The 21,896-nt window shown below is 64.2% G+C and carries 20 protein-coding genes; 8 read left to right on the top strand and 12 right to left on the bottom strand.

Annotated features, from left to right (window positions below; translation table 11 throughout):
- Positions 1-22: 22 nt before the first annotated feature.
- From DL1_RS03590 to ccmI, 3 genes are read right to left on the bottom strand one after another with little or no spacing between them, the layout of a single operon-like run.
- Positions 23-253 carry a DUF1289 domain-containing protein gene (locus tag DL1_RS03590; RefSeq protein ID WP_038062579.1) on the bottom strand — a complete coding sequence of 77 codons (231 nt, stop codon included), beginning with the start codon at positions 251-253 and terminating at the stop codon, positions 23-25.
- Positions 250-723 (bottom strand): Holliday junction resolvase RuvX, encoded by a 474-nt coding sequence (gene ruvX / locus DL1_RS03585; RefSeq protein WP_038062572.1) that lies wholly within the window; start codon positions 721-723, stop codon positions 250-252. The genes DL1_RS03590 and ruvX overlap by 4 nt, the downstream gene beginning before the upstream one ends.
- Positions 720-2,270 carry a c-type cytochrome biogenesis protein CcmI gene (gene ccmI / locus DL1_RS03580; RefSeq protein WP_051693290.1) on the bottom strand — a complete coding sequence of 517 codons (1,551 nt, stop codon included), beginning with the start codon at positions 2,268-2,270 and terminating at the stop codon, positions 720-722. Before ccmI ends, ruvX begins: the two co-directional genes overlap by 4 nt.
- Before the next feature lie 197 nt (positions 2,271-2,467).
- Here ccmI and DL1_RS03575 point away from each other — a divergent pair, with 197 nt between their 5' ends.
- The 5 genes from DL1_RS03575 (at position 2,468) to DL1_RS03560 (ending at position 7,814) form a co-directional block, all read left to right on the top strand.
- Positions 2,468-3,712 (top strand): sarcosine oxidase subunit beta family protein, encoded by a 1,245-nt coding sequence (locus DL1_RS03575; RefSeq protein ID WP_038062569.1) that lies wholly within the window; start codon positions 2,468-2,470, stop codon positions 3,710-3,712.
- Between the two features lie 91 nt (positions 3,713-3,803).
- Positions 3,804-3,956, top strand: a complete 153-nt coding sequence (locus tag DL1_RS21495) for a hypothetical protein (protein WP_156022718.1) — start codon at positions 3,804-3,806, stop codon at positions 3,954-3,956.
- 39 nt (positions 3,957-3,995) lie between these two features.
- On the top strand, positions 3,996-4,319 hold the full coding sequence (locus DL1_RS03570; protein WP_038062566.1) for a sarcosine oxidase subunit delta: 324 nt from the start codon (positions 3,996-3,998) through the stop codon (positions 4,317-4,319).
- A complete protein-coding gene (locus DL1_RS03565; protein ID WP_038062563.1) occupies positions 4,316-7,270 on the top strand; it encodes a sarcosine oxidase subunit alpha family protein in 2,955 nt (984 codons plus the stop codon). The genes DL1_RS03570 and DL1_RS03565 overlap by 4 nt, the downstream gene beginning before the upstream one ends.
- Positions 7,263-7,814, top strand: coding sequence for a sarcosine oxidase subunit gamma (locus DL1_RS03560; RefSeq protein ID WP_038062554.1), 552 nt, complete (start codon positions 7,263-7,265; stop codon positions 7,812-7,814). Before DL1_RS03565 ends, DL1_RS03560 begins: the two co-directional genes overlap by 8 nt.
- 18 nt (positions 7,815-7,832) lie before the next feature.
- On the opposite strand, the gene DL1_RS03555 is transcribed toward DL1_RS03560, so the two are convergent.
- Both DL1_RS03555 and DL1_RS03550 read right to left on the bottom strand, forming a co-directional pair.
- Positions 7,833-8,921, bottom strand: coding sequence for an ABC transporter ATP-binding protein (locus tag DL1_RS03555; RefSeq protein ID WP_038062551.1), 1,089 nt, complete (start codon positions 8,919-8,921; stop codon positions 7,833-7,835).
- A gap of 88 nt (positions 8,922-9,009) precedes the next feature.
- Complete coding sequence (locus DL1_RS03550) at positions 9,010-9,789, bottom strand: SDR family oxidoreductase (RefSeq protein WP_038062548.1); 780 nt, start codon at positions 9,787-9,789, stop codon at positions 9,010-9,012.
- A gap of 168 nt (positions 9,790-9,957) precedes the next feature.
- Here DL1_RS03550 and DL1_RS03545 point away from each other — a divergent pair, with 168 nt between their 5' ends.
- Positions 9,958-10,944, top strand: a complete 987-nt coding sequence (locus DL1_RS03545; protein ID WP_038062545.1) for a Hint domain-containing protein — start codon at positions 9,958-9,960, stop codon at positions 10,942-10,944.
- 54 nt (positions 10,945-10,998) lie between these two features.
- Here the strand turns inward: DL1_RS03545 and xylA are convergent, their stop codons facing one another.
- The 4 genes from xylA to xylF form a co-directional block, all read right to left on the bottom strand.
- On the bottom strand, positions 10,999-12,300 hold the full coding sequence (gene xylA, locus DL1_RS03540; RefSeq protein ID WP_038062542.1) for a xylose isomerase: 1,302 nt from the start codon (positions 12,298-12,300) through the stop codon (positions 10,999-11,001).
- A gap of 85 nt (positions 12,301-12,385) precedes the next feature.
- Complete coding sequence (locus tag DL1_RS03535) at positions 12,386-13,147, bottom strand: ATP-binding cassette domain-containing protein (protein ID WP_038062539.1); 762 nt, start codon at positions 13,145-13,147, stop codon at positions 12,386-12,388.
- Positions 13,147-14,439: a sugar ABC transporter permease gene (locus tag DL1_RS03530; RefSeq protein WP_038062536.1), complete on the bottom strand. Its 1,293-nt coding sequence runs from the start codon at positions 14,437-14,439 to the stop codon at positions 13,147-13,149. The genes DL1_RS03535 and DL1_RS03530 overlap by 1 nt, the downstream gene beginning before the upstream one ends.
- An 89-nt stretch (positions 14,440-14,528) precedes the next feature.
- Positions 14,529-15,548 carry a D-xylose ABC transporter substrate-binding protein gene (gene xylF, locus DL1_RS03525; protein ID WP_143081676.1) on the bottom strand — a complete coding sequence of 340 codons (1,020 nt, stop codon included), beginning with the start codon at positions 15,546-15,548 and terminating at the stop codon, positions 14,529-14,531.
- A gap of 271 nt (positions 15,549-15,819) precedes the next feature.
- Here xylF and DL1_RS03520 point away from each other — a divergent pair, with 271 nt between their 5' ends.
- On the top strand, positions 15,820-17,067 hold the full coding sequence (locus DL1_RS03520; protein WP_248642581.1) for an ROK family transcriptional regulator: 1,248 nt from the start codon (positions 15,820-15,822) through the stop codon (positions 17,065-17,067).
- Entirely contained in the window at positions 17,064-18,566 is a 1,503-nt protein-coding gene (locus DL1_RS03515) for a CRTAC1 family protein (RefSeq protein WP_038062531.1), read from the top strand. The genes DL1_RS03520 and DL1_RS03515 overlap by 4 nt, the downstream gene beginning before the upstream one ends.
- On the opposite strand, the gene DL1_RS03510 is transcribed toward DL1_RS03515, so the two are convergent.
- The 3 genes from DL1_RS03510 to DL1_RS03500 form a co-directional block, all read right to left on the bottom strand.
- On the bottom strand, positions 18,563-19,891 hold the full coding sequence (locus tag DL1_RS03510) for a cytochrome-c peroxidase (RefSeq protein ID WP_038062526.1): 1,329 nt from the start codon (positions 19,889-19,891) through the stop codon (positions 18,563-18,565). The genes DL1_RS03515 and DL1_RS03510 overlap by 4 nt on opposite strands.
- Positions 19,892-20,042: 151 nt before the next feature.
- The gene (locus tag DL1_RS03505; RefSeq protein ID WP_038062524.1) at positions 20,043-21,281 is read right to left on the bottom strand and encodes an aminopeptidase; all 1,239 of its coding nucleotides are present in this window, start codon (positions 21,279-21,281) and stop codon (positions 20,043-20,045) included.
- 65 nt (positions 21,282-21,346) lie between these two features.
- Positions 21,347-21,823, bottom strand: a complete 477-nt coding sequence (locus tag DL1_RS03500) for an Lrp/AsnC family transcriptional regulator (RefSeq protein WP_038062523.1) — start codon at positions 21,821-21,823, stop codon at positions 21,347-21,349.
- Between the last annotated feature and the right edge of the window lie 73 nt (positions 21,824-21,896).

Genomic DNA, 21,896 nt, shown 5'->3' with positions numbered 1-21,896 from the left:
TCGGTATGAGGGGGCCGGGGCGTCAGTTTTCCAGCCGCGCGGCGCGCCCACCGCGCCGCTTGCGCAGCCGGGGCGCGCGATTGGGCAGTTCGGCCATCACCGCGCGCCGCGCTTCGGGAGACATGCGCGACCATGCCGCAATCTCATCGAGGCTGCGCAGGCAGCCCACGCAGATCCGCTCTTGCGGGTGGATCGTGCAGAGTTTCACGCAGGGGCTTTCAACCTCGTCGCGCTTCCAGATGTCGTCACTCATGACCGCTCCATATAGCGCAGCCGGTCCAGCGCGCCTTGCAAGATGAAGCTGGCCGCCACGTGGTCGATCACCTCGGCGCGCTTCGCCCGCGACATGTCCGCCTCGAGCATCGCGCGTTCCGCCGCCACCGTGGACAACCGCTCATCCCAGTAAGAGATTGGCGTTTCAGTGAGTTTTTCAAGGTTACGCGCAAAGGCGCGGGTCGCCTGACAGCGCGGCCCCTCGCTGCCATCCATGTTCATCGGCAGCCCAAGGATCAGCCCGCAAATCTCGCGCTCGGCCACGATCTTGAGAAGCGCTGCCGCATCGATCCCGAATTTCTTTCGCTTGATCGTCAAAAGCGGGGTCGCGACCGAGCGCAGCCCGTCAGACACCGCGATCCCGATGGTCTTGGTGCCCAGATCGAGCCCGGCAATGGCGCCTGCGCGCGGCAGGTGCGGGGCGAATGTCTCCATTCCGACGCAGATCATTGGGCCACCCCCGCAGCTTTTGCCGCCGCCTGTACTTTGGCCAGCCCCTCGGGGTCGCCTGCGAGCGCCTGACTGGCCTCGCCGAGCGCTTCGCGCGCGCGGCTGTCTTGCCCAAGCGTTGCAAGCGAGCTTACGAGGCGCGCCCATTCCGCAGGCGTGCCGCCCTGCGTGGTAAGCCGGTCGAACAGCCCATCGACCATCCCTTGGATCATCTGCGCACGCTCTGCGGGCGCCATCTGCTGGGCATCCTGCATCTGCTCGGGCGTGGGGCCGGGCAGGGCGGGCGGCACGACTTGAGCCGAGCCCTCCGAGGCACTCGCCAGATCGCCCGCCTTCACCGCATGGGCCGCATCGAGCTGGGCGCGTGCGGATGGCTGCCCTGCGAACTTGTCCCGCGCCTCGGCATAGATCGCATCGGCGCGCTCGGTCTCGCCAATCAGGCGCAGCGACGAGATCAGCCGCGCCCAGTCATCGACCGGGCCGCCTTGCCGGGCCAGCCGGTCGCTCAGTTGATCGACCATCCCTTGGATCATCTGCTGGCGCGCGGCGGGATCCATCTGGGCGGCCGCTGCAATATCGGCTTGGCTCGGACCGGATGTGCGCGGCGCAGGCGGGGTGTAGTCATTCTGCCCCGCGAGCCAAGCCAGCTCATTGATATTCTTGCGGATTGTCGGCACCCAAGGCGCATCGTCGGGCGAGTTGCGCAGCAGGCCATCCCAGATCGTAAAGGCCCGGTCCTCGCGCGCGTTCTGGATCATCATCAGCCCGATATAATAGAGCGACAGCCCGTTCTTCGGATCGATCTTGAGCGCTTGGGCAAAGGCCGCTTCGGCCTCGGGGGTCACGAGCCCGCCTGCGGCCACGACCATCAACTCGCCCAGCTCCGCGTAATCATGCGCCGAGGCGCTATCGCCTTCGAGCGCGATCAGCCGCTTTTGCGCCTTCCACGCCGCGTCGAAATTGCCCAGCGTGGCCTCGTTGCGCGCCAGCAGCACAAGCCCCTGCCGGTCGGTCGGATTGGCTTTGACCGCCGCGCGCAGCTTGTCCATCAATGCGAGGAACTTCGGATCGACCTTGGGCTGCTCGGCGGTCTGCGCGCCTGCCAGTTCCTCGGCCTTGGCCTGATCGGGGCGCGAATCGTAGCGCTCATTGGCAAAGGCATAGCGCTCGGCGATGGGCTGATCTGCATACCCCTCCGCGCCCGTTCTCAGATAGAGCCAGAAGGTCGCGCCAATCACCGCCGCCCCGCCAAGCGCCAGCGCCACCAGCGCGGCGCGTGGGGCGCGTGTGCTATCTGCGCCGTTTTGCGCGATCCGGTCGGCTTCGAGCATCCGGCGCGAGATTTCGAGCCGCGTGCGTTCGGCCTCTTCGGGAGAGATCACACCGCGCTCGGCATCGCGCGCGCTGTCGCGCAGCTGGTCGCGATAGACCTGCACGTCATAAGCCGCCGACGGATCATGCGCCGTGCCGCGCCCCGAGCGCACCGCAAGCACGAACATGAGCGCGATGATCACGACAAGCGCGACCGCGATAATCCAGAACAGCATGAGCATCCCTCTTTTGTCGCACTCATTTAGGCAAGATTTGGTCCTCCCGAAAGCCCCCGTTCGAGAGAAGGGGCGCGATGTCGCAGGCGCATGTCGCTTTTTTTCCTGCGATGCCGCATTGAGGGGGCTTTCTCTTGCAGCGGCAGTCCATCACAAAGAGACCCGAGAGTCGTCGACCCCTAGCCCGAGGATTGCCCATGAAACGCTATTCGATCTTTGCGGTTGCGCGAGAGGCGATGCGCTACCACGCGGGCTGGGAGCGCGCTTGGCGCTCGCCCGCGCCGAAAAAACGCTACAAAGTTGTGGTTGTGGGGGCTGGCGGGCATGGCCTTGCGACCGCCTATTACCTTGGCAAAGTGCATGGAATTACCGACGTGGCGGTGATCGAGAAGGGCTGGCTGGGTGGCGGGAATACCGGGCGCAACACCACGATCATCCGCTCGAACTACCTGCAAGATCCCTCCGCTGCGATCTATGAGAAAGCGCGCGCGCTTTATGAAAATCTCAGTCAGGATCTGAACTACAACATCATGTTCTCGCCGCGTGGCCTTTTGATGCTGGGCCAGACAGAGCATGAGGTGCGCGGCTATCAGCGCACGGTGCATGCCAACGCTTTGCAAGGCATCGAGACGCGCTGGATCGGCCCGCAAGAGGTCAAGAAGATCGTCCCGATCCTCAATATCGACGGGCCGCGCTACCCGGTGCTGGGCGCGCTATATCAAGAGCGTGGCGGCACGGCGCGCCATGACGCGGTGGCTTGGGGCTATGCGCGGGCCTGCTCGGCGATGGGAATGGATATCATCCAGCAATGCGACGTCACCGGCATCCGCCGCGACGGCAACCGCGTGCAGGGCGTCTCGACCACGAAGGGCGAGATCGATTGCGACCAACTCGCGCTCGTTGTGGCCGGTCACTCCTCGGTTCTCGCAGAGAAGGCCGGGTTCCGCCTGCCGATTGAGAGTGTGGCGCTGCAGGCCTGGGTTTCCGAGCCGATCAAGCCCTGCATGGATGTCGTCGTGATGGCCAACACGGTGCATGGCTACATGTCGCAATCCGACAAGGGCGAGATGGTGATCGGCGGCGGCACGGACGGGTACAATAACTACACCCAGCGCGGCTCGTGGCACCATGTCGAGGAAACGACCCGCGCGCTGGTCGAGACCTTCCCGATCATCTCGCGGCTCAAGATGCTGCGGCAATGGGGCGGCATCGTGGATATGACGGGCGACCGCTCACCGATCCTGTCGAAAACCCCGGTCGAGGGCATTTTCGTAAATTGCGGCTGGGGCACGGGCGGCTTCAAGGCGATCCCGGGCTCGGGCTATGCGATGGCCGAGCTGATCGCGCGCGGGCAGTCTCCGCTGGCCGATGCTTTCGGCCTTGAGCGCTTCCGCGAGGGCCGTTTCATCGATGAGAGCGTGGCTGCGGGGGTGGCACATTGATGACACATTGCGTCATAAAACAATCGCTTGGGAACCGCCCCCATGCAGGCGCTGTTTCTTGTCCAACGCAACAAGTGAAGGACACGAAACAATGGCAGATCCGAAAGGTCGCGGTGCAATGGGGTTCATCATCGGGGCGCTCGTCGTCATCGTCGCGGGCCTTGTCTGGTACATCTACGCGGATGGCGACATGCCCGGACAGGACAAAGCCGAGATCAAGATCAACCTTCCCGACGGAAACTGATCGCGGAGCCAGCATGGCACGCCGCGAGAAAGGTGTGCCATGCTGAGCCTGACCTGCCCCTGCTGCGGCATTACCGCAGAGGAGACCGAGTTCCATCCCGGCGGCGAGGCGCATCTCAAGCGCTTTGGGCCCGGTTCGTCGGATGACGATTTCGAAGGCTACCTGTTTGGGCGCAAGAACCCCAAAGGTGTGCATTTCGAGCGCTGGCGCCATTCCCATGGCTGCGGCAAGTGGTTTTTGGTGGCGCGCTGCACCGCGACGCTTGAGGTGTTTGCAAGCTATTCCGCGCAAACCACCACCCCCCCTGTCGATGTCATCAAGGCGATCAAGGCGAAACGACCCGACTGGGAGGGCTATGCATGAGCACGCGTCTGTCCAAGGGCGGGCGGTTGATCGACCGCGCCACCCCGCTGAACTTCACCTTCAACGGCAAGCCAATGCGCGGATATGCAGGCGACACGCTGGCCTCGGCTTTGCTGGGGGCGGGGCAGGTGATGCTGGGGCGCAGCTTCAAATATCACCGTCCGCGCGGTCTTGTGGCCTCGGGCGTCGAAGAGCCCAACGCGCTGGTAGAACTGGGGCGCAATGCCCGGTTCGAGCCCGATCAGCGCACCACCACAACCGAGCTTTTTGAAGGGGCCGAGACGCGCTCGCAAAACCATTGGCCGAGCCTTGAGTTCGATGTGGGCGAGATCAACGACAAGCTCTATAAATTCCTCCCCGCCGGGTTCTACTACAAGACTTTCATGGCCCCGCGGGCTGCGTGGAAACACCTCTTCGAGCCGGTGATCCGCAAATCCGCGGGTCTGGGCGGCGCCCCCAAAGAGGCCGATCCCGACCGCTACGAACAGGTTTATGCGCATTGCGACGTTCTGGTCGTGGGCGGCGGTGTGGCAGGTCTTGCAGCCGCGCTGCGCGAAGGCCGCAAAGGCCAGCGCGTCTGGCTGGTCGAGCAAACCGCCCATTGGGGCGGGCGCACGCCGGTTGATGGTGGCCAGATTGACGGCGAAGAGGCTGCAGACTGGATCAAGATCGCACTGCAAGAGCTTGAATCGCTTCCCAATGTCACGCTGCGCACCCGACTGATGGCGGCAGGTCAATATGATCATGGCTATGTCATCGGGCTTGAAAATCTGGGCGATACCCGCCCCGGTGCCGATGTCCCGCGCCACCGGCTCTGGCGGATCCGTGCCGGGCGCACGATCACGGCCACCGGCGCTCTGGAGCGTCCGCTGAGTTTCGCGGGCAATGATGTGCCGGGTGTGATGCTGGCCTCGGCGGTGCGCGATTACGTCGTGAACTGGGCGGTCTCGCCCGGCGATCGCGTGGTCGTCGTGACCAATAATGACGATGCCTATCGCACGGCACTGGCACTTTTGGATGCGGGGCTCTCCGTGCCTGCAATCGTCGATGCGCGCGAGGAAAGCCACGGCGCGCTGCCGCAGGTGGCCAAGGCGCGCGGGATCACCGTGCTGGAAGGGCGCGGGATTGCGCGCGTTCTGGGCCGCACCCATGTCACCGGCGTCGAGATCTGCATGCAGGCGGGCGAGGGCGGTGCGACCCAAGTGCTGGATTGCGATTGCGTCGCGATGTCGGGCGGCTGGTCGCCGGTCGTGCATCTGTGGTCGCATTGCGGCGGCAAGCTGAGCTGGGATGCCGAGCACGCGATGTTCCGCCCCGATCCCGAGCGTCCGCCCTTGGGCGCGCAGGGCCAGCCGATGGTGCAGGCCGTGGGGGCTGCCAATGGCGATCTGCAATTGGCCGCGATCATGGCGGCTGCTGGTTTGGGGGCCGTGTCCTCGGATGAGGCGCCGATGATGCCGGTCTGGCAAATGCCCGCAGGCGCGCCGGATGCGTTGCGCTACAAAAGCTTCCTCGACTTCCAAAACGATGTGAAGGTCTCGGATGTCCAACTGGCTGCCCGCGAGGGCTATGAGAGCGTCGAGCATACCAAGCGCTACACCACGCTTGGCATGGCGACCGATCAGGGCAAGCTGAGCAATATCAACGGTCTGGCTGTGCTGTCGGATGCGCTGGGTCAGCCGATCCCGGCGACCGGCACCACCACCTTCCGCCCGCCCTACACGCCGATCAGCCTTGGCGCGATCGCGGCCGAAGCGAAGGGGCCGCTCTTCCAGCCGCTGCGGCGCACGCCGATCCATGACTGGCATGCGGCACGGCTGGCGCATTGGGAGCCGGTGGGCCATTGGCGTCGTCCCTATTGCTATCCGCGCAGCGGCGAGAGCCATCGCGACGCGGTCAATCGCGAGATCACCAACACCCGCCAGAATGTCGGGCTGCTTGATGCCTCGACGCTGGGTAAGATCGTCGTGAAAGGGCCCGATGCCGGGCGCTTCCTCGATATGCTCTACACCAACATGATGTCGACGCTGAAGGTCGGCAAATGTCGCTACGGGCTGATGTGCGACGAGAACGGTTTCCTGATGGATGACGGTGTTGTTGCCCGTCTCTCCGAGGATACGTTCCTGTGCCACACGACCACCGGCGGGGCCGATCGCATCCACGGCTGGATGGAAGATTGGCTGCAATGCGAATGGTGGGACTGGAAGGTCTACACGGCCAACCTGACCGAGCAATTCGCGCAAATCGCGGTGGTCGGTCCGAAGGCGCGCACGCTGCTGGAACGGCTGGGCGGTATGGATGTCTCGCGTGAGCCCCTGCCTTTCATGCAATGGGCTGAGGGCACGCTGGGCGGCTTTGATGCGCGGATCTTCCGGATCTCCTTCTCGGGCGAGCTGAGCTATGAGATCGCCGTGCCCGCAAGTCAGGGACGCGCGCTTTGGGACAAGCTGATCACCGAAGGCGAGAGCTTGGGCGTGATGCCATACGGCACCGAGGCGCTGCATGTGCTGCGTGCCGAAAAAGGCTTCATCATGATCGGCGATGAGACCGACGGCACCGTGATCCCGCAAGATCTTGGGCTAGGCTGGGCAATCTCGAAGAAGAAGGACGATTATCTGGGCAAACGCGCTCAGCAGCGTTCGCATATGACCGATCCCAGCCGTTGGAAGCTGGTGGGGCTTGAGACGCTCGACGGCAGGGTGCTGCCCGATGGCGCGCTTGCGCCCGCCGAAGGGTTCAACGCCAATGGCCAGCGCCACACGCAGGGTCGGGTGACCTCGACCTATTATTCGCCCACGATTGGCAAGGGGATCGCTATGGCCCTCGTGCTCAATGGGCCGGACCGGATGGGCGAGGTGCTGGAATTCACGGGCACCGGCGACACGCGGATCAGTGCGCGGATCGTCGATCCGGTGTTCTACGACAAAGACGGGGAGAAGCAGAATGTCTAACGCCGTCAGCGCGCTGAACAGCGAACGCCATGAAGGGTTTGTCACCGTCTCGGAAGCGGGGCTGGTTGGCATGATCACGATCCGCAGCGATCAGGCCTCAAAACCGCTCGTCAAAGCCTTGAAAGATCTCGGGCTATCGCTGCCGCCAAAACGCGGGATCACTGAGGCGGGCGGATTGGTGCTTGCTTGGATGAGCCCCGATGAGCTGCTGTTGATCTGCCCTCATGACCAAGCACCGGCGCATACCGGCGCGCTTGAGGCAGCACTCGCCAAGACCCATGCGCTTGTGGTCAATGTCTCGGATGCGCGCGCGCTTATGCATGTGCGCGGGGCACGGGCCGATGAGGTGATGATGAAACTCTCGCCCGCCGATATCCAACAGCTGCCCGCAGGCGAGATGCGTCGCACGCGCTTTGCTCAGGTGCCGGCTGCCTTCTGGCGCTCGGGGCGGGAGGAGATCTCGGTGATCTGTTTCCGCTCGGTCGCAGCTTACGTGATGGGGCTGCTTGAGGTCAGCGCGCGCCCGGGATCGGAGCTGTTCTGAACGCGCGGGGGCTCTCGCTCAGCCCTGCGCGGGAAAGACGAAACAGCGGTCCCGGCGGATCATCAGCCACATCGGCGTGCCCGCCTTGGGCAAAAAGACATTTGGGACCGAGGCCTTGAGCACCTGACCGGTCTCAAGCCGGAACTCGACCAGACTTTCGCGGCCCAGATAGCGCGCGCGGGTGACGATCCCGCGTGCGGGCGTGCCCTCTTCCTGGGTCGGGTTGGGGCCACGACCTGCACGGTCGAAATCGATCTTGAGATGCTGGGGTCGGATCACGATGTCGATCCGCGTGCCATCCGCATGACCCGGCGCGAGAAACTCGCCAAAGGGCGTAGAGGCCAACGCCCCCTCAACCGTGCTCTCGATCACGTTGAGATCCGAGAAGAATGCCGCCGCGCGGCGGTCCACTGGCGCATTATAAAGGTTATAGGGCGCGCCGCGCTGGACGATAGAGCCCGCGCGCATCAGCAAGATCTCATCGGCCATCCGCATCGCCTCATGCGGCTCGTGGGTGACGAGCAAAACGGCAGTGCCTTCCTCCTTCAGCAGCGCCAGCGTCTCGTCGCGAATATCGTCGCGCAGTCGCTCATCGAGACCCGAGAACGGCTCGTCCATCAGCAAGATCCGGGGGCGCGGGGCAAGCGCACGGGCCAGCGCCACGCGCTGCTGCTCGCCGCCCGACAGCGCATGCGGGTAGCTGCCGCGATGGCGGCTCAGATGGACGCGCTCCAAAAGCTCCGCCACGCGGGCGTTCTTTTCGCGCGCCGTGCCGCTAAGCCCGAAGGCCACGTTCTCGGCCACCGTCAGGTGCGGAAACAGCGCGAAATCCTGAAACATCAGGCCGATGGCGCGTTGCTCGGGCGGCACGGTCAGGCCGGGACCGCAGATCAGCGTGCCATCGACATGGATTTCGCCCGCATCTTGCACATCGACCCCTGCGATCATCCGCAGCGTCGTGGATTTGCCGCAGCCCGAGGGGCCCAGCAGGCAGGTCACCTGACCGGCGGGGATCTCAAAGGAAATGTCATCGACCACCGCTTGCGCCGCAAAGCGCCGGGTCAGGTGGCGCACCTCAAGACGGGGCGGGACGGGGGCAGGAGACATAGCAACTCGACCAATTTACTCGGGTTTTGGTCGGGATAGCAGTGCCGCCCCCCGCACGCAAGCGCGCAAGGGGCGGGGCCTGCGTGGTTCAGATCGTGATGTTGTTCTGACCGCCATCGAGCATGATGTTCTGGCCCACGATGAAACGCGCCTTTTCCGAGCAGAGGAACGCGCACATAGCGCCGAAATCGCCCGGATCGCCATAATGACCGACCGGGATATTGCCGCGGCGCTGCTTGCTGGCCTCCTCAACGCTGATGCCCGAGCTCTCCGATGCCGCCTTGTCGAGCGCGACCATCCGGTCGGTGTCATGCATGCCGGGCAGAAGGTTGTTGATCAGCACGCCCTTTGGGGCCACCTGCCGCGAGGTGCCTGCGACAAAGCCGGTCAGGCCCGCGCGCGCCGAGTTCGACAGCCCGAGCTGCGCGATGGGGGCGCGCACCGATTGTGAGGTGATGTTGACGATCCGGCCCCAGCCGCGCTCGATCATGCCGGGCATCAGCGCCTGCATCATCGCGATCGGCGCGAGCATATTGGCATCGAGTGCCTTGATGAAATCCTCTCGGTCCCAATCCGACCAATGGCCGGGAGGCGGGCCGCCTGCATTGTTCACGAGAATATCGACCGCGCCCGCTGCCTTGAGAACCTCCGCGCGCCCCGCCTCGGTGGTGATGTCGGCGGCCACCGTGGTCACCTTCACGCCGTAGGTGTCGGCGATATGCTTGGCCGTGGCCTCCAACGTCTCGGCGCCGCGCGCGTTCAAGACCAGATCGACGCCTGCCTCGGCCAATGCCTCCGCGCAGCCGCGTCCCAAGCCCTTGGAGCTGGCGCAGACCACCGCGCGCTTGCCTTTGATGCCCAAATCCATTGCGTTCCTCCCTGATCGCTCGCAGCCAGATGCTGCCTTGATGCAGACCTAGCATGTCGTGGGCGGCTTGCAACGGTGTCGCACTTACCCACAAGATCTTGACCTTTATGCTATGCGGCGGTTAGGTCGCTGTGTTGCGCCTATTTTGCGCTCCGACGGAGGCCCTCCTTGCAAGACCCCAGCCAAAGCGTTCACGTATTTGACGCCCGCGATATCTGGGTCACCTCTGGGGCCAATCAGGGCGATGCTCTCGATCTGGCCGAGAATTGCGAGCCGGGGGATGTCTATCAGCTGGACCGCGAGGCTGTGGCGCTGCGCCTCGCCGTGGGCTGGGACAGCGCGGGCGGTCAGATTGTCGCTGCGGGCTCCGAGATCGGCGCGCCCGGCGATGCGATCACGCTTCTGGCGCGGCATCTTATGATGGCGCCCGATGGGGATAGCGTCGACATCCTGATCATCCGCCATGAGCCGAGCGCCACGCTTTTCGCGCTGCCGCTCTCGCCGATCGCGCCGCGGCTGGATTACACATTGCTCGCGGCCTCTGCCGATCCGGGCGAGGCGCGGCTGGCCGATATGGTCTGCGTCGCCTTCACGACCGGCACGATGATCACGCTGGCAGGCGGCGCCCAGATCCCGATTGAGCAACTCAAGCCCGGCGACCGGGTGTTGACCCGCGATCGTGGTCCGCAGCCGGTCCAGCTTGTGGCCCGTGCGCGGATGCGTGCGGTGGGCTCCTTTGCGCCGGTGGTGATTTCTGCAGGCGTGTTGGGCAATCAAAGCGATCTCATCGTCTCGCCCCATCACCGGGTGTTTCTCTATCGTCGCGGGGCGCAGAAACTGGGCGAGACCTCGGAGATCCTCGTGCAGGCCAAGCATCTGATCGATGAGGAAAATGTCTGGCAGCGCGAGGGTGGATTTGTCGATTATTACGCGCTGATTTTTGAGCGGCACGAGATCGTCTATGCCGAAGGCATTCCGGTCGAGAGCCTGATGGTGAGCGCCGCAAGCCTCTCGCTTTTGCCCGAAGACCTGCGCGCCGAGATTTCCAACCGCCTGCCCAACCTCAAGCACCGCCCGCATTTCGGTACCGAAGCCACGCGGGAGCTGCTGGAAAAACTGGGACATGAGGCGATTTTCCGCAAACGCGACGGTTGAGCCCGTGAGTGCGGGGCCGCGTTCCGACCCGATCCGGGCCGGAACGCGCGCGCATTAAACGTAGCGATTCCAGAGGTTTTCGAGCCGTTCCTGCTGTCCCGAGCGGGGCTGCGGATTGACGTTCTGGTCGCGCACACGGGCCTCGATACTGGCCAGATCGGAGCGCAGCATCGCGGCATTGGCCGGATCTTCCCAGCCCGCATAGCGCGCAGCACGCGCCGCCTCCAGCTTACCCTCTTCAAAGAGCTTGGCCGCGGCCTTGAAGCCGCGCGCACAGACATCCATCGCGCCCGCATGGGCCAAGATCAGGTCTTGCGGATCAAGCGATTGGCGGCGCAGACGGGCATCGAAATTCGTGCCGCCCGTGGTGAAGCCACCGGCCTTGATCACCTCGTAATAGGCACGCGCAACCTCGGGCGTGCTGTCGGGGAACTGATCGGTATCCCAGCCCGATTGGTAATCGTTGCGGTTCATGTCGATGGAGCCCAGAAGCCCCAGCGAGCCTGCCAGCGCCAGCTCATGCTCAAAGCTGTGGCCCGCAAGGATCGCGTGGCCCTGCTCGATATTGAGCTTCACCTCGCCCTCTAGCCCGAAGCGCTGCAAGAAGCCGTAGATCGTGCCGACATCGTAGTCATATTGATGCTTGGTCGGCTCTTGCGGTTTTGGCTCGATCAGGATCGTGCCCTTGAAGCCGATCTTGTGCTTGTAATCGACCACCATCTGCAGAAACGCCCCGGCCTGTTCGGCCTCGCGCGTCAGATCGGTGTTGAGGAGCGTCTCGTAGCCCTCGCGCCCACCCCAGAGCACGTAATTCTCGCCGCCAAGTTTATGGGTGGCATCCATGCAGGTTTTCACCGTGGCTGCGGACCACGCAAAGACCTCCGGGTCGGGATTGGTCGCAGCGCCTGCCATGAAGCGGCGATGGGAGAACAGATTGGCCGTGCCCCAGAGAAGCTTTGTGCCGGTCTGCTCCATCTTGGCTGCGAAATACTCCACGATCTCTTCGAGATTGCGCGTGGTCTCAGCGAAATCCGCGCCTTCGGGGCGCACATCGGCATCGTGAAAACAGAAGAACGGCACGCCCAGCCGGTCGAACATCTCGAAGGCGACATCGGCCTTGTGCTTTGCCAGATCCATGCCCTCGCCAAACCACGGGCGCTCAAAGGTGCGCCCGCCGAACGGATCGGCACCTTCCCATGCAAAGCTGTGCCAATAGGCCACGGCAAAGCGCAGATGATCCTCCATCCGCTTGCCCGCCACGACCTCATCTGGGTTGTAATGGCGATAGGCGAAGTCATTGTCGGTCTCGGGGCCCTCGAAGGCGAGTTTCGGGATGTCTGCGAAGAAATCGGTCATGGTCATTCTCTGGATTGGGGACGGGGGCGCGCGCGGTTGAACGCCGTCGCGCGCCGTTGGAAATCAAAGCTTTATCGGGCGATGCTCAACTGGCGGGGGCGGGTGTCTTGCCCAAGATGATCATGCCCAGAATGTCCTCATCGGTGACATCCGCGACATTGACCGTGCCCACCAACTTGCCGTTCTTCATCACCGAGGCGCGGTCGCACAGGTCCATCACGCTGTGGATGTCATGCTCAATGAGGAAGATGCCGATGCCCTGCGCCTTCAGCTCTTCGATCAGCTCTGCGACCATCCGGGTCTCTTCAGGCCCGAGCGCTGCGGTGGGCTCGTCCATGATCAGGATGCGTGCGTCGAAATAGACCGCACGGGCGATGGCCACGGATTGCCGCTGGCCGCCCGAGAGCGCCTTGACCGGGGATTTGAACTTTTTGAAATTCGCGTTGAGGCGGCCCATGACCTTGCGGGTCTCGGCCTCCATCCGGGAATCGTCCATCAGCCCGGTCGCGGTGATCAGCTCGCGCCCCAGAAACAGGTTCGAGGCGGCATCGAGATTGTCGGCCAGCGCCAGCGTCTGGTAGATCGTCTCGATATTGTAGCGCCGTGCATCGCGGGGATTGTGGATCTCGACCTTCTCGCCATTGATCAAGATCTCGCCGGTATCCATTTTGTTGGCGCCTGAGAGACATTTGATCAAAGTCGATTTGCCCGCGCCGTTATGGCCCAAAAGGCCCACGACCTCGCCGGGATAGAGATCAATGCTCACATGATCGACAGCCTTCACGCCGCCAAAGGCCACCGAGACGTCACGCATCTCGACAAGGGGGGTGTCGGTTCTTGCAGCCATCAGAGTTCTCCCGTCCGCTTGCGGTAGATGATATCGACCAGCACCGCGATCACGAGCACCGAGCCCACGACGATGTTCTGAAACGGAGCGTCCACGCCCACCATCGCCATGCCCGATTGCAGCGATTGCATGATCAGCGCGCCAAGGATCGCGCCATAGATCGTGCCGATGCCGCCTGCGAGCGCCGTGCCACCGATCACGGCGGCAGCGATCACGCGCAGCTCATCGAGCGTGCCGATATCGTTGGAGTGAAAGGACAGCCGGGCCGAGGCCACAAGCGCGGCCAGCGCGCAGAGCACCCCCATCAGGGTAAAGACCTTGACCGTCAGCAGCCGCGTGTTGATGCCCGACAGCTCGGCCGCATCCGGGTTGCCGCCGGTTGCAAAGATGTAGCGGCCCAGCCGGGTGCGGCGCGCGACCAGTGTCATCACGACCGCGACCGCGATCAGCAGCAGCACCGAGAAGGGCACGCCATAGGCCTCGGTAAAGCCCTGTGGCATGGTCTCGCCGCGTGCCTCGAAGCTGCGACGGAGCACCCGCACGGGGATCTCATAGGCGTTGAGCGTGGCGACAAAACCAAAGATCAGCGCCGCCGACACCGCCATCAGCGCGCCCTCGGCCCAAAGCGGCTTGACCGGGAATTCATGGCGGATCTTGGCGCGGCGGGCCTGAACGATTGCGATGAAGGCGGCGGCCACGGCCAGCAGGCCAATGATCCAGCTTCCGGTCGTGCCCACCGTGCCGCCGATCCCGCCCAGCAACTGGAACGTGTCGTCGAGCGGTCCGATGGTCTGGCCGCTGGTGAGATACCACGCCACGTTGCGCCACACGAGCAAGCCGCCCAATGTGACGATGAAGGCCGGGATCGAGAGATAGCCGATCAACCAGCCATGCAACGCGCCGATCAGCGCGCCTGTCGCAAGCCCTACAATAATCGCGATGGGGGCGATCAGCGGATTGCCAAAATCGAGCCCGAGAGCGGGCAAAAACTGGGTCTGTGTGATCGCCATCATCGCCGAGCAGGTCGCCAGCAGCGAGCCCACGCTCAGGTCGATATGGCGGGTGACGATGACAAAGACCATGCCGGTGGCCATGATCGCCACGCTCACGGTCTGGATCGTCAGGTTAAAGATGTTGCGCGGCGTCAGAAAACGCCCATCGGTCAGCACGTTGAACACCAGACAGACGACCACGAAGGCGCCGATCATGCCCAGAAGGCGGGTGTCGAATTCGAGCGTTTTGAGGATCGTCTTGCGGGCGGCGGGCCCGTCGGAGGCACTGTCAGTGGCCATTGTGACCTCGGGATTAGGGGTAGGGTGGGTGTGGCCCCCGCGCGTATCTCAGCGCGGGGGCCGTTTCCCTGAGCGAGCGGTGTGCGCGATCAGTTACAGGGCGCGGGGCCGTCGGTGACGCCCTGGCACAACTCGTCTTTCCCGATCCAGCCAGCATCGACCACGACGTCGAGATTGTCTGCGGTCACCGGCACCGGCTGCAGGAACTGCGCTGTCATCTTGGTGCCCGCAGGCGAGGTCCATTCCTGCGCGCCCTCGATATCGGCCATCTTGGTGCCGCCTGCCAGTTGCACGGCGATCTCGCCTGCGCGCTTGCCCAGCTCACGTGCATCTTTCCAGACCGAGACGGTCTGCGTGCCGCGCGCGATCCGGTTCAGTGCGGCATGATCGCCATCCTGACCCGAGACCGGGATGCCATCCATCCCTTGGGCGGCAAGTGCGGCCACAGCGCCACCTGCGGTGCCGTCATTGGAGGCCACGACCGCATCGACCTTATTGTCATTGGCCGTCAGGATCTGCTCCATGTTGCGCTGCGCATTCGCGGGCAGCCAGCCATCGGTATAGGCCTCGCCGACGATGGTGATGTCGCCCGAGTCGATGGAGGGCTGCAGGACTTCCTGCTGGCCGCCGCGCAGGAAATCTGCGTTCGGATCGGTGGGCGAGCCCTTGATCATCACGTAATTGCCCTTGGGCTGGGCTGCGAGCACCGCGCGGGCCTGCATCCGGCCAACCTCGACATTGTCGAAGGTCAGGTAGAAGGCGCGATCATCCTCGATCAGGCGATCATAGGCGATGACCGGCACGCCCTCATTCGCGGCCGCCTGAACGGCGGGAATGATCGCTTGGGTGTCCTGCGCGAGAATGATCAGCGCATCGACGCCCTGCGCCATCAGCGACTCGACATCCGAGAGCTGCTTGGACGAGGATGATTGCGCATCGGCGGAGACGTAATCCACGCCTGCGGCATCAAGCGCCGATTTGATCGCGGCCTCATCGGTTTTCCAGCGCTCTTCCTGAAAGTTGGACCAGGATACGCCGACAGTCTGTGCGTAAGCGGTTGCGGCCATGCCCGCAGTTATGGCCGTGGCGGCCATCAAAATCTTGAACATTGGTTTCCTCCCTCGATGCGCTCTCCCAGCGCAAGAAATCGGCAGACTCGCCGACCTCACCTCAACTTGTCTCGACTAAATTTAGTTGTCAAAGTAATAATGGCGCTGCAGATTGGATAAAGTAATTTTTCTCGCCCTTTTCACGCTGCGTTGCGGCATTGTCGTCAAATATAGGCGCCATATTTAGGTTTTTTGTTTTGTGGATGAACTAAATGAAAAGGCGCGCCGCAGGATGCAGACTGGCGAAGAAAACTCGGGCTGCGGGCCTCTCATGCCCCCGGTCACCACCGCGCAGCGGCCGCTGAAACAGCAGATTTTTGAGCATGTTAGGGGGCTCGGTCAGGTGCCGCGGGTGCAGGTGGCGCGCGATCTGCGCGTAAGCCCGGCCTCGGTGACGACGCTGACCTCGGAGCTGATCGAGGCGGGGCTGCTCGAAGAGGTTCAGACCCCGCGCGAGGGCGGCTGGGGCCGGGGGCGTCCGGCGGTCGCGCTGCGGGTCCGGCCCGGCGGCTATTACGTGATGGGGCTCAAACTATCGGATCGCGAGCACACGGCGGTCGTCATCGATCTTGCGGGCCGCCGTCTGGCGAGTGCGACCGTCGCCCGCGACCCCCGGCCCCTGTCGGTCAAGGCAACGCTCGATGCGGGCGAGACCCTGATGCAGCGGGTCTGCGCCGAAGGGGGGATCACGCCCGATCAGCTCAGCGGCGTCGGGCTGGGCACACCGGGCTTCATCGACGGCGATACCGGCGTCGTGCATTGGTCGCCGGTGCTCGATGTGCGCGGCGTCGATCTGGCGTCGCTGTTGGCCGAGCGGCTGGGCCGTCCGGTGCAGATCGACAATGACGCAAATCTCGTAACGCTGGCCGAGCTGTGGTTCGGCGCGGGCCGCTCTCTGTCGGATTTCGCTGTAGTCACGATTGAGCACGGCGTGGGTATGGGCTTCGTGATGAACCACCAGCTTTACCGCGGCGCGCGGGGCTTGGGGATGGAGCTGGGCCATACCAAGGTGCAACTGGATGGCGCTTTGTGCCGTTGCGGCCAGCGCGGCTGCCTTGAGGCTTATCTTGCCGATTACGCGCTGGTGCGCGAGGCACGCACGGCGCTGAACCTGCCCGATCCGGAAACGCGCTCGGTCGGTGTTCTGCTTGAAAGCCTTTATGAGCAGGCCAAGCAGGGCAACCCGGCCGCGCATTCGATCTTTCGCAGGGCAGGGCGCTATCTGGCGCTGGCGCTGGCCAATGTCGCCAATCTCTTCGATCCGCAACTGATCATCCTCTCGGGCGAGCGGATGCGCTATGATTATCTCTATGCCGGGGAGACGCAGGCCGAGATGAAGACGATGATGCTGGAGACCGGGCGCGCGCCGCCCGCGCTGGAGATCCACGCCTGGGGCGACATGATCTGGGCGCATGGCGCGGCGGCGCTGGCGCTGCAAGAGCTGACCGCGCAGATGCTCGGGAATGGCCGCGAGGCGGCGCCGCGCGAGCCCGGAGCGCGGGAAGGGGCTTTGTCATGAAGCGGCTGGCTGCTTGTCTGGCGCTGCTGCCGGGGGTGGCGCAGGCCGGGCCTCTGTTTGTCGATGACGCGGCGGGGCTGCCTGCGCCGCATCTCTATTCCGGCGGTTGGGAGCATTTCGTGGGCGGCGGGGTCGCGGCTTTCGATTGCAACGAGGACGGCCTGCCCGAGCTGTTTGCCGCAGGTGGCAGCGATCCGGCGGCGCTGTTCATTAACCGCTCGCGCCCGGGCGGTCGCCTGCAGTTCGAAGCGGGTGCGCTTGCCCCGCTGAAAGGTGTGACCGGGGCATTTCCGCTGGATGTGGATGGCGACGGGCTGCTCGATCTCGCGGTGCTGCGGGTTGGGCCGAATGTGATGCTTCGGGGCTTGGGGGGCTGCCGCTTTGAGGAAGCAACCGAACGCTGGCACTTGCCGCTGCGCGATGCATGGACCACAGCCTTCACCGCGATCTGGGAGCCGGGGCAGGACTGGCCGACGGTTGTCATGGGCAATTACGTCGATCGCCGTGATCCTGACGGGCCGTTCGAGGCCTGCGATACGAGCGAGGTGATCCGCCCCGAGGGGCGGGCGTTCGGGCCGGTCGAGCAGATTTCGCCCGGCTGGTGCACGCTTTCGGCTTTGATCAGCGACTGGCAGCGCAGCGGCGTGCCCGAACTGCGCCTGTCCAATGATCGCCATTACTACGTGACGGGCGGCTATGAGCAGATGTTCCGCCTCTCGCCGCTGCGTGAACGCACCGATTGGAAGAAGGTCTCGCTGTGGGGGATGGGGATTGCCTCGCGCGATATCACCGGCGACGGCTTGCCCGAGGTGATGATGACCTCGATGGGCGATCAGGTGCTGCAATTCAATCGCGGCACCGGTTTCGAGGAGGCGCCCTATGCCGTGGGCGCGACCGCGCATCGGCCCCATATCGGCGATGATGGCCGCCCCTCGACGGGCTGGCATGCGGAATTTGGCGATGTCGACAATGACGGTCTGGCCGACCTGTTTCTCTCCAAGGGCAATGTCGATCAGATGCCTTCGATGGCGATGCATGATCCCAATTCCCTGCTGATGCAGGGCGCGGATGGCCATTTCACCGAAGCCGCCGCCTCGGCGGGCATCGCGAGCATGGCACGCGGGCGCGGGGCCGCATTGGTCGATCTCAACGCCGATGGTTTGCTGGATCTGGCGGTGGTGAATCGCCGCGCGCCGATGGAGCTGTGGCGCAATGTGACGCCGGAACCGGGCCATTGGACAGCGGTTGAATTGCGCCAGCCCGGGGCCAATACGCATGCGGTGGGCGCTTGGGTCGAGCTGCGCGCGCAGGGCCGGGTGCAGGCGCAGGAAGTCACAATCGGCGGCGGTCACGCCGGGGGCAGTGCGGTGGCGCTGCATTTCGGGCTGGGGGCGGCCACCGGGGCAGAGCTGCGGGTGATCTGGCCCGATGGCGTGCGCACGGACTGGCAGCCCGCGCGGATCGATGCCGTGACTCCGGTCCACCGTGCGCCGCTTTAGCGATCTATCGGCAAGCCGGAGGGCACCTGTTCGGGGATCTTCAGCCGCCCCGCGAGCGCTGCGGGATCGGTGAGCGTGTCGAGAAAAGCCAGAAGATCCGTGACGTCCGCGTCAGAGAGCGCGCGGCCCGGACTTGCGGCTTGCGCAATCGCGGATATTTCGGCGGGCGTGTCAAGCACCGCCCAATCGGGTTTCGTGCCCGGGAGATCGGGCAGAAGCGCGCGGCGCTGGTAGCGCGCCAACGCATCGCCGCGCGCTGCGTGATCGGCGATGAACTGGCCCAGATCGAGATGCGCCCCGGCATGGCCCCAAGGTCCGGTGCGCGCGACATTGCGCAAGGAGGGCGTGCGAAAGGCAAAGCGGTCCTGCGCCTGTCCGGTCACCCGCATCCGCCCGTCATCGCGGGAATGGCGCTCGAACCGCTCGGCCTTACCCGGTCCGATCTGCGGCGCGGCCATCGCGTGAAAGGCGTGATCGGTCTGGAACGGCCCGGAATGGCAGGTGGCACAGCCCGCATCGCCGTAAAACAGCGCAGCCCCCGCCGCCGCGCGCCCCTGCAGCTGGGTCTCACCGCGCAGCACCGCGTCAAACGGGCTGCTGTCAGAGCGCCATTCGAAGGCGACAAAGGCTGCGATTGCATCGGAGATATCGGTGAACCCGATGGGCGCACCCGCGGCGATCTTGGGATCGAGCGCTTTGAACCCCTCGGCATAGGCGGGGATCGCAGAGACCCGCTGCGCGATCAGATCCCAAGCCCCGCCCGGCCCGGTGATCCGCCCCGAGCGCACCGCCCGCGACACCTCGTTCTCGTTGTAATGCCCCGCCATTTTATCGGGCGAGAGCACGGGGAACATCGTCTGAGCCGACAGCACCCCCGAAAACCCGCTCACCATTTCCTCATCCATCGGCGTGCGAATGCCGCTGGGGCGGGTCGGATCGGCCTGAATTCGGCCGTCATGAAACAGCGTGGTAAATTCCTGCGCGCCGAGATTGAAGAGCGCGGTCGCGTTGCGCGGGATGCGCTGCTCGGGGCGGTTGGTGCCCGTGACATGGCGCTGCGGCCCGAGCCCGACACCGCCTTCGCCCAACCCAAGACTGAGACCATCGGTGGTTGCAAAGCGGGGGTGATGGCAGCTCGCGCAGGAAATGTTGCGATTTCCCGACAGGACGGGATCGTAGAACAGCAGCTGGCCCAGCTTGGCCGCGCGCGGATCGATGGATGTGTAATCCGCGTCAACGGGTGCGCGCGGCAGCGGCGGCTGCGCCACGGCTGCTTGCGCAATCAGCAGCGCCAAGGCCGCCCCGATTATCCCATAGCTGCGCATCCAGACCTCCCCGCGACCCGCTCTCCCGCGCCGAGCATCGCATAGGGCGGGACGCGGCGGCAAGAGAGCAGGGGCGGGCCGAGAGCGGGTGTAAAAAAGCCGCCCCCCCTGCATGGATCAGCGGGGGCGGATCACTCTGCGGCGGGCCGGGTTACGCCGCCCACTCGCCCTTGCGGAAGATCGCAACACGGCTGCCATCGGCGCGAATACCGTCGATATCCGTATCGGGCCCGCCGATCATCCAGTCGACATGGATCAGGCTGGAATTGCCGCCTTTTTCAGCGACTTGCTCGGAGCTCAAATCCGCCCCGTCGACGAAACATTTCGAATAGCACTGGCCCATCGCGATGTGGCACGCGGCGTTTTCGTCATAGAGCGTGTTGAAGAACAATAGTCCCGATTTCGAGATCGGCGAGCCATGCGGGACCAAGGCGACCTCGCCCAGACGGCAGGCGCCCTCATCGGTGGCGATGAGCTTTTGCAGGACCTCTTGACCGCGTGTGGCGGTGGCCTCAACGGCGCGCCCGCCCTCGAACCGCATCTCGATATTCTCGATCAGCGAGCCCTGATGCGACAGCGGCTTGGTTGCCCGCACAGTGCCATCGACGCGCGCGGCATGGGGCGTGGTAAAGACCTCTTCGGTCGGGATGTTTGGGTTGCACACGACGCCGTTCTGCGCGGGCGAGGCTCCGCCCTGCCATTCGTGATCATCGGCCAGACCTACCGTCAGATCGGTGCCGGGGCTGGTGAAATGCAGCGCCGAGAACCGCTCTGCGTTGAGCCATTGCGTGCGCTTGCGCAGCTCGGCATTATGGGCCTCCCATGCCGCGACCGGGTCGGGCTGATCGACGCGCGAGGCGGCAAAGATGGCATTGGCGAGCTTCTCCACGGCTTCGTCCTCGGGCAGATCGGGGAACATCCGCGTGGCCCAAGCGACGCTCGGATAGCTCACGATTGACCAGTTGATCGCGAAATTCGAGATCTTCTCGAGCGCGGGTTTGTAGGCGATGGAATTGGCCTTGCCAGCCCGTGCGGCTTTCTCGGGGTCTTGATCTGCCAGCATCATCGGGTCATCGCCGACAATCGCCATCCGCGCAGCATTTCCCTCGTAAGCCTTTGCCATGCCTTCATAAAGCCAGCCGGGCGCGCGGTCGAAGCTGGCGTCATTGGCGTGGCGGTAGCGGGCAAGCGTGATCTCTTCATCGCCCAAGATCGGTGTGACGAGACCCGCGCCTGCCTTATAGGCTTCGGCGGCAATCTCGCGCACCAGCGGCAGCGCGCTGACAGGCGCGGTCAACACGAGATCTTGGCCGGGTTGCAGGTTGAGGCCCACGCGCACGGCGACTTGTGCCAGTTTTTGCAGGGATTTCGGATCGAGATCTTTCGACATTGCGAGGCTCCTTTTATGGCTTTGCCGCAACCTCTACCCGTCCCTTGCGAAGGTCAAGCCGAGGGTCACGCGGGCGGCGTCGGACGCCCCTTTGAGAGCGGCAGTTCGAGCGAGTGTTTCATCTGCTCCATCGACAGGCTCGAGGACACGTCATGGATCGGGATGCGCGAGACCAAGTCCTTGTAGAACCGATCAAAATCCTGCGTCGAGGCGACCTGTACCTTGAGCAGGTAATCGAGCGTTCCCGCGAGCCTGTGGGCCTCGGTGATCTCGGGCATATCCTCGATCACGGCCTTGAAGCGCTCCAGCCAGTCGCTCTCATGCTGGCCGGTGCGGATGGAGACGAAAAACGTTTCGCTCAGCCCCACTTTGCGCGGGTCGAGGATCGCGGCCTGACGCAGGATTGTACCGTTCTGCGTGAGCTTCTGGACGCGGTTCCAGACGGTGGTTTTGGCCAGCGCAACGCGGGTCGCGATTCTCTCCAGCGAGAGGGTCGCATCACGTTGCAGCTCGGTCAGGATGCGGCGGTCGTCCTCGTCCATGTCAGTCCTTCTGCCTTTCGGGGCTAAATTTGAACAAAACTCAGATCCTGGCCAGTTAGACGAAACAAATTCC

The organism is Thioclava dalianensis (assembly GCF_000715505.1).
Lineage (GTDB): Bacteria > Pseudomonadota > Alphaproteobacteria > Rhodobacterales > Rhodobacteraceae > Thioclava > Thioclava dalianensis.
This window is presented reverse-complemented; position numbering and strand designations above follow the sequence as displayed.

Coding starts and splice junctions, on each gene's coding strand:
- DL1_RS03590 (WP_038062579.1), bottom strand. CDS start 253: ATGAGTGACGACATCTGGAAGCGCGACGAGGTTGAAAGCCCCTGCGTG.
- ruvX (WP_038062572.1), bottom strand. CDS start 723: ATGATCTGCGTCGGAATGGAGACATTCGCCCCGCACCTGCCGCGCGCA.
- ccmI (WP_051693290.1), bottom strand. CDS start 2,270: ATGCTGTTCTGGATTATCGCGGTCGCGCTTGTCGTGATCATCGCGCTC.
- DL1_RS03575 (WP_038062569.1), top strand. CDS start 2,468: ATGAAACGCTATTCGATCTTTGCGGTTGCGCGAGAGGCGATGCGCTAC.
- DL1_RS21495 (WP_156022718.1), top strand. CDS start 3,804: ATGGCAGATCCGAAAGGTCGCGGTGCAATGGGGTTCATCATCGGGGCG.
- DL1_RS03570 (WP_038062566.1), top strand. CDS start 3,996: ATGCTGAGCCTGACCTGCCCCTGCTGCGGCATTACCGCAGAGGAGACC.
- DL1_RS03565 (WP_038062563.1), top strand. CDS start 4,316: ATGAGCACGCGTCTGTCCAAGGGCGGGCGGTTGATCGACCGCGCCACC.
- DL1_RS03560 (WP_038062554.1), top strand. CDS start 7,263: ATGTCTAACGCCGTCAGCGCGCTGAACAGCGAACGCCATGAAGGGTTT.
- DL1_RS03555 (WP_038062551.1), bottom strand. CDS start 8,921: ATGTCTCCTGCCCCCGTCCCGCCCCGTCTTGAGGTGCGCCACCTGACC.
- DL1_RS03550 (WP_038062548.1), bottom strand. CDS start 9,789: ATGGATTTGGGCATCAAAGGCAAGCGCGCGGTGGTCTGCGCCAGCTCC.
- xylA (WP_038062542.1), bottom strand. CDS start 12,300: ATGACCGATTTCTTCGCAGACATCCCGAAACTCGCCTTCGAGGGCCCC.
- DL1_RS03535 (WP_038062539.1), bottom strand. CDS start 13,147: ATGGCTGCAAGAACCGACACCCCCCTTGTCGAGATGCGTGACGTCTCG.
- DL1_RS03530 (WP_038062536.1), bottom strand. CDS start 14,439: ATGGCCACTGACAGTGCCTCCGACGGGCCCGCCGCCCGCAAGACGATC.
- xylF (WP_143081676.1), bottom strand. CDS start 15,548: ATGTTCAAGATTTTGATGGCCGCCACGGCCATAACTGCGGGCATGGCC.
- DL1_RS03520 (WP_248642581.1), top strand. CDS start 15,820: ATGCCCCCGGTCACCACCGCGCAGCGGCCGCTGAAACAGCAGATTTTT.
- DL1_RS03515 (WP_038062531.1), top strand. CDS start 17,064: ATGAAGCGGCTGGCTGCTTGTCTGGCGCTGCTGCCGGGGGTGGCGCAG.
- DL1_RS03510 (WP_038062526.1), bottom strand. CDS start 19,891: ATGCGCAGCTATGGGATAATCGGGGCGGCCTTGGCGCTGCTGATTGCG.
- DL1_RS03505 (WP_038062524.1), bottom strand. CDS start 21,281: ATGTCGAAAGATCTCGATCCGAAATCCCTGCAAAAACTGGCACAAGTC.
- DL1_RS03500 (WP_038062523.1), bottom strand. CDS start 21,823: ATGGACGAGGACGACCGCCGCATCCTGACCGAGCTGCAACGTGATGCG.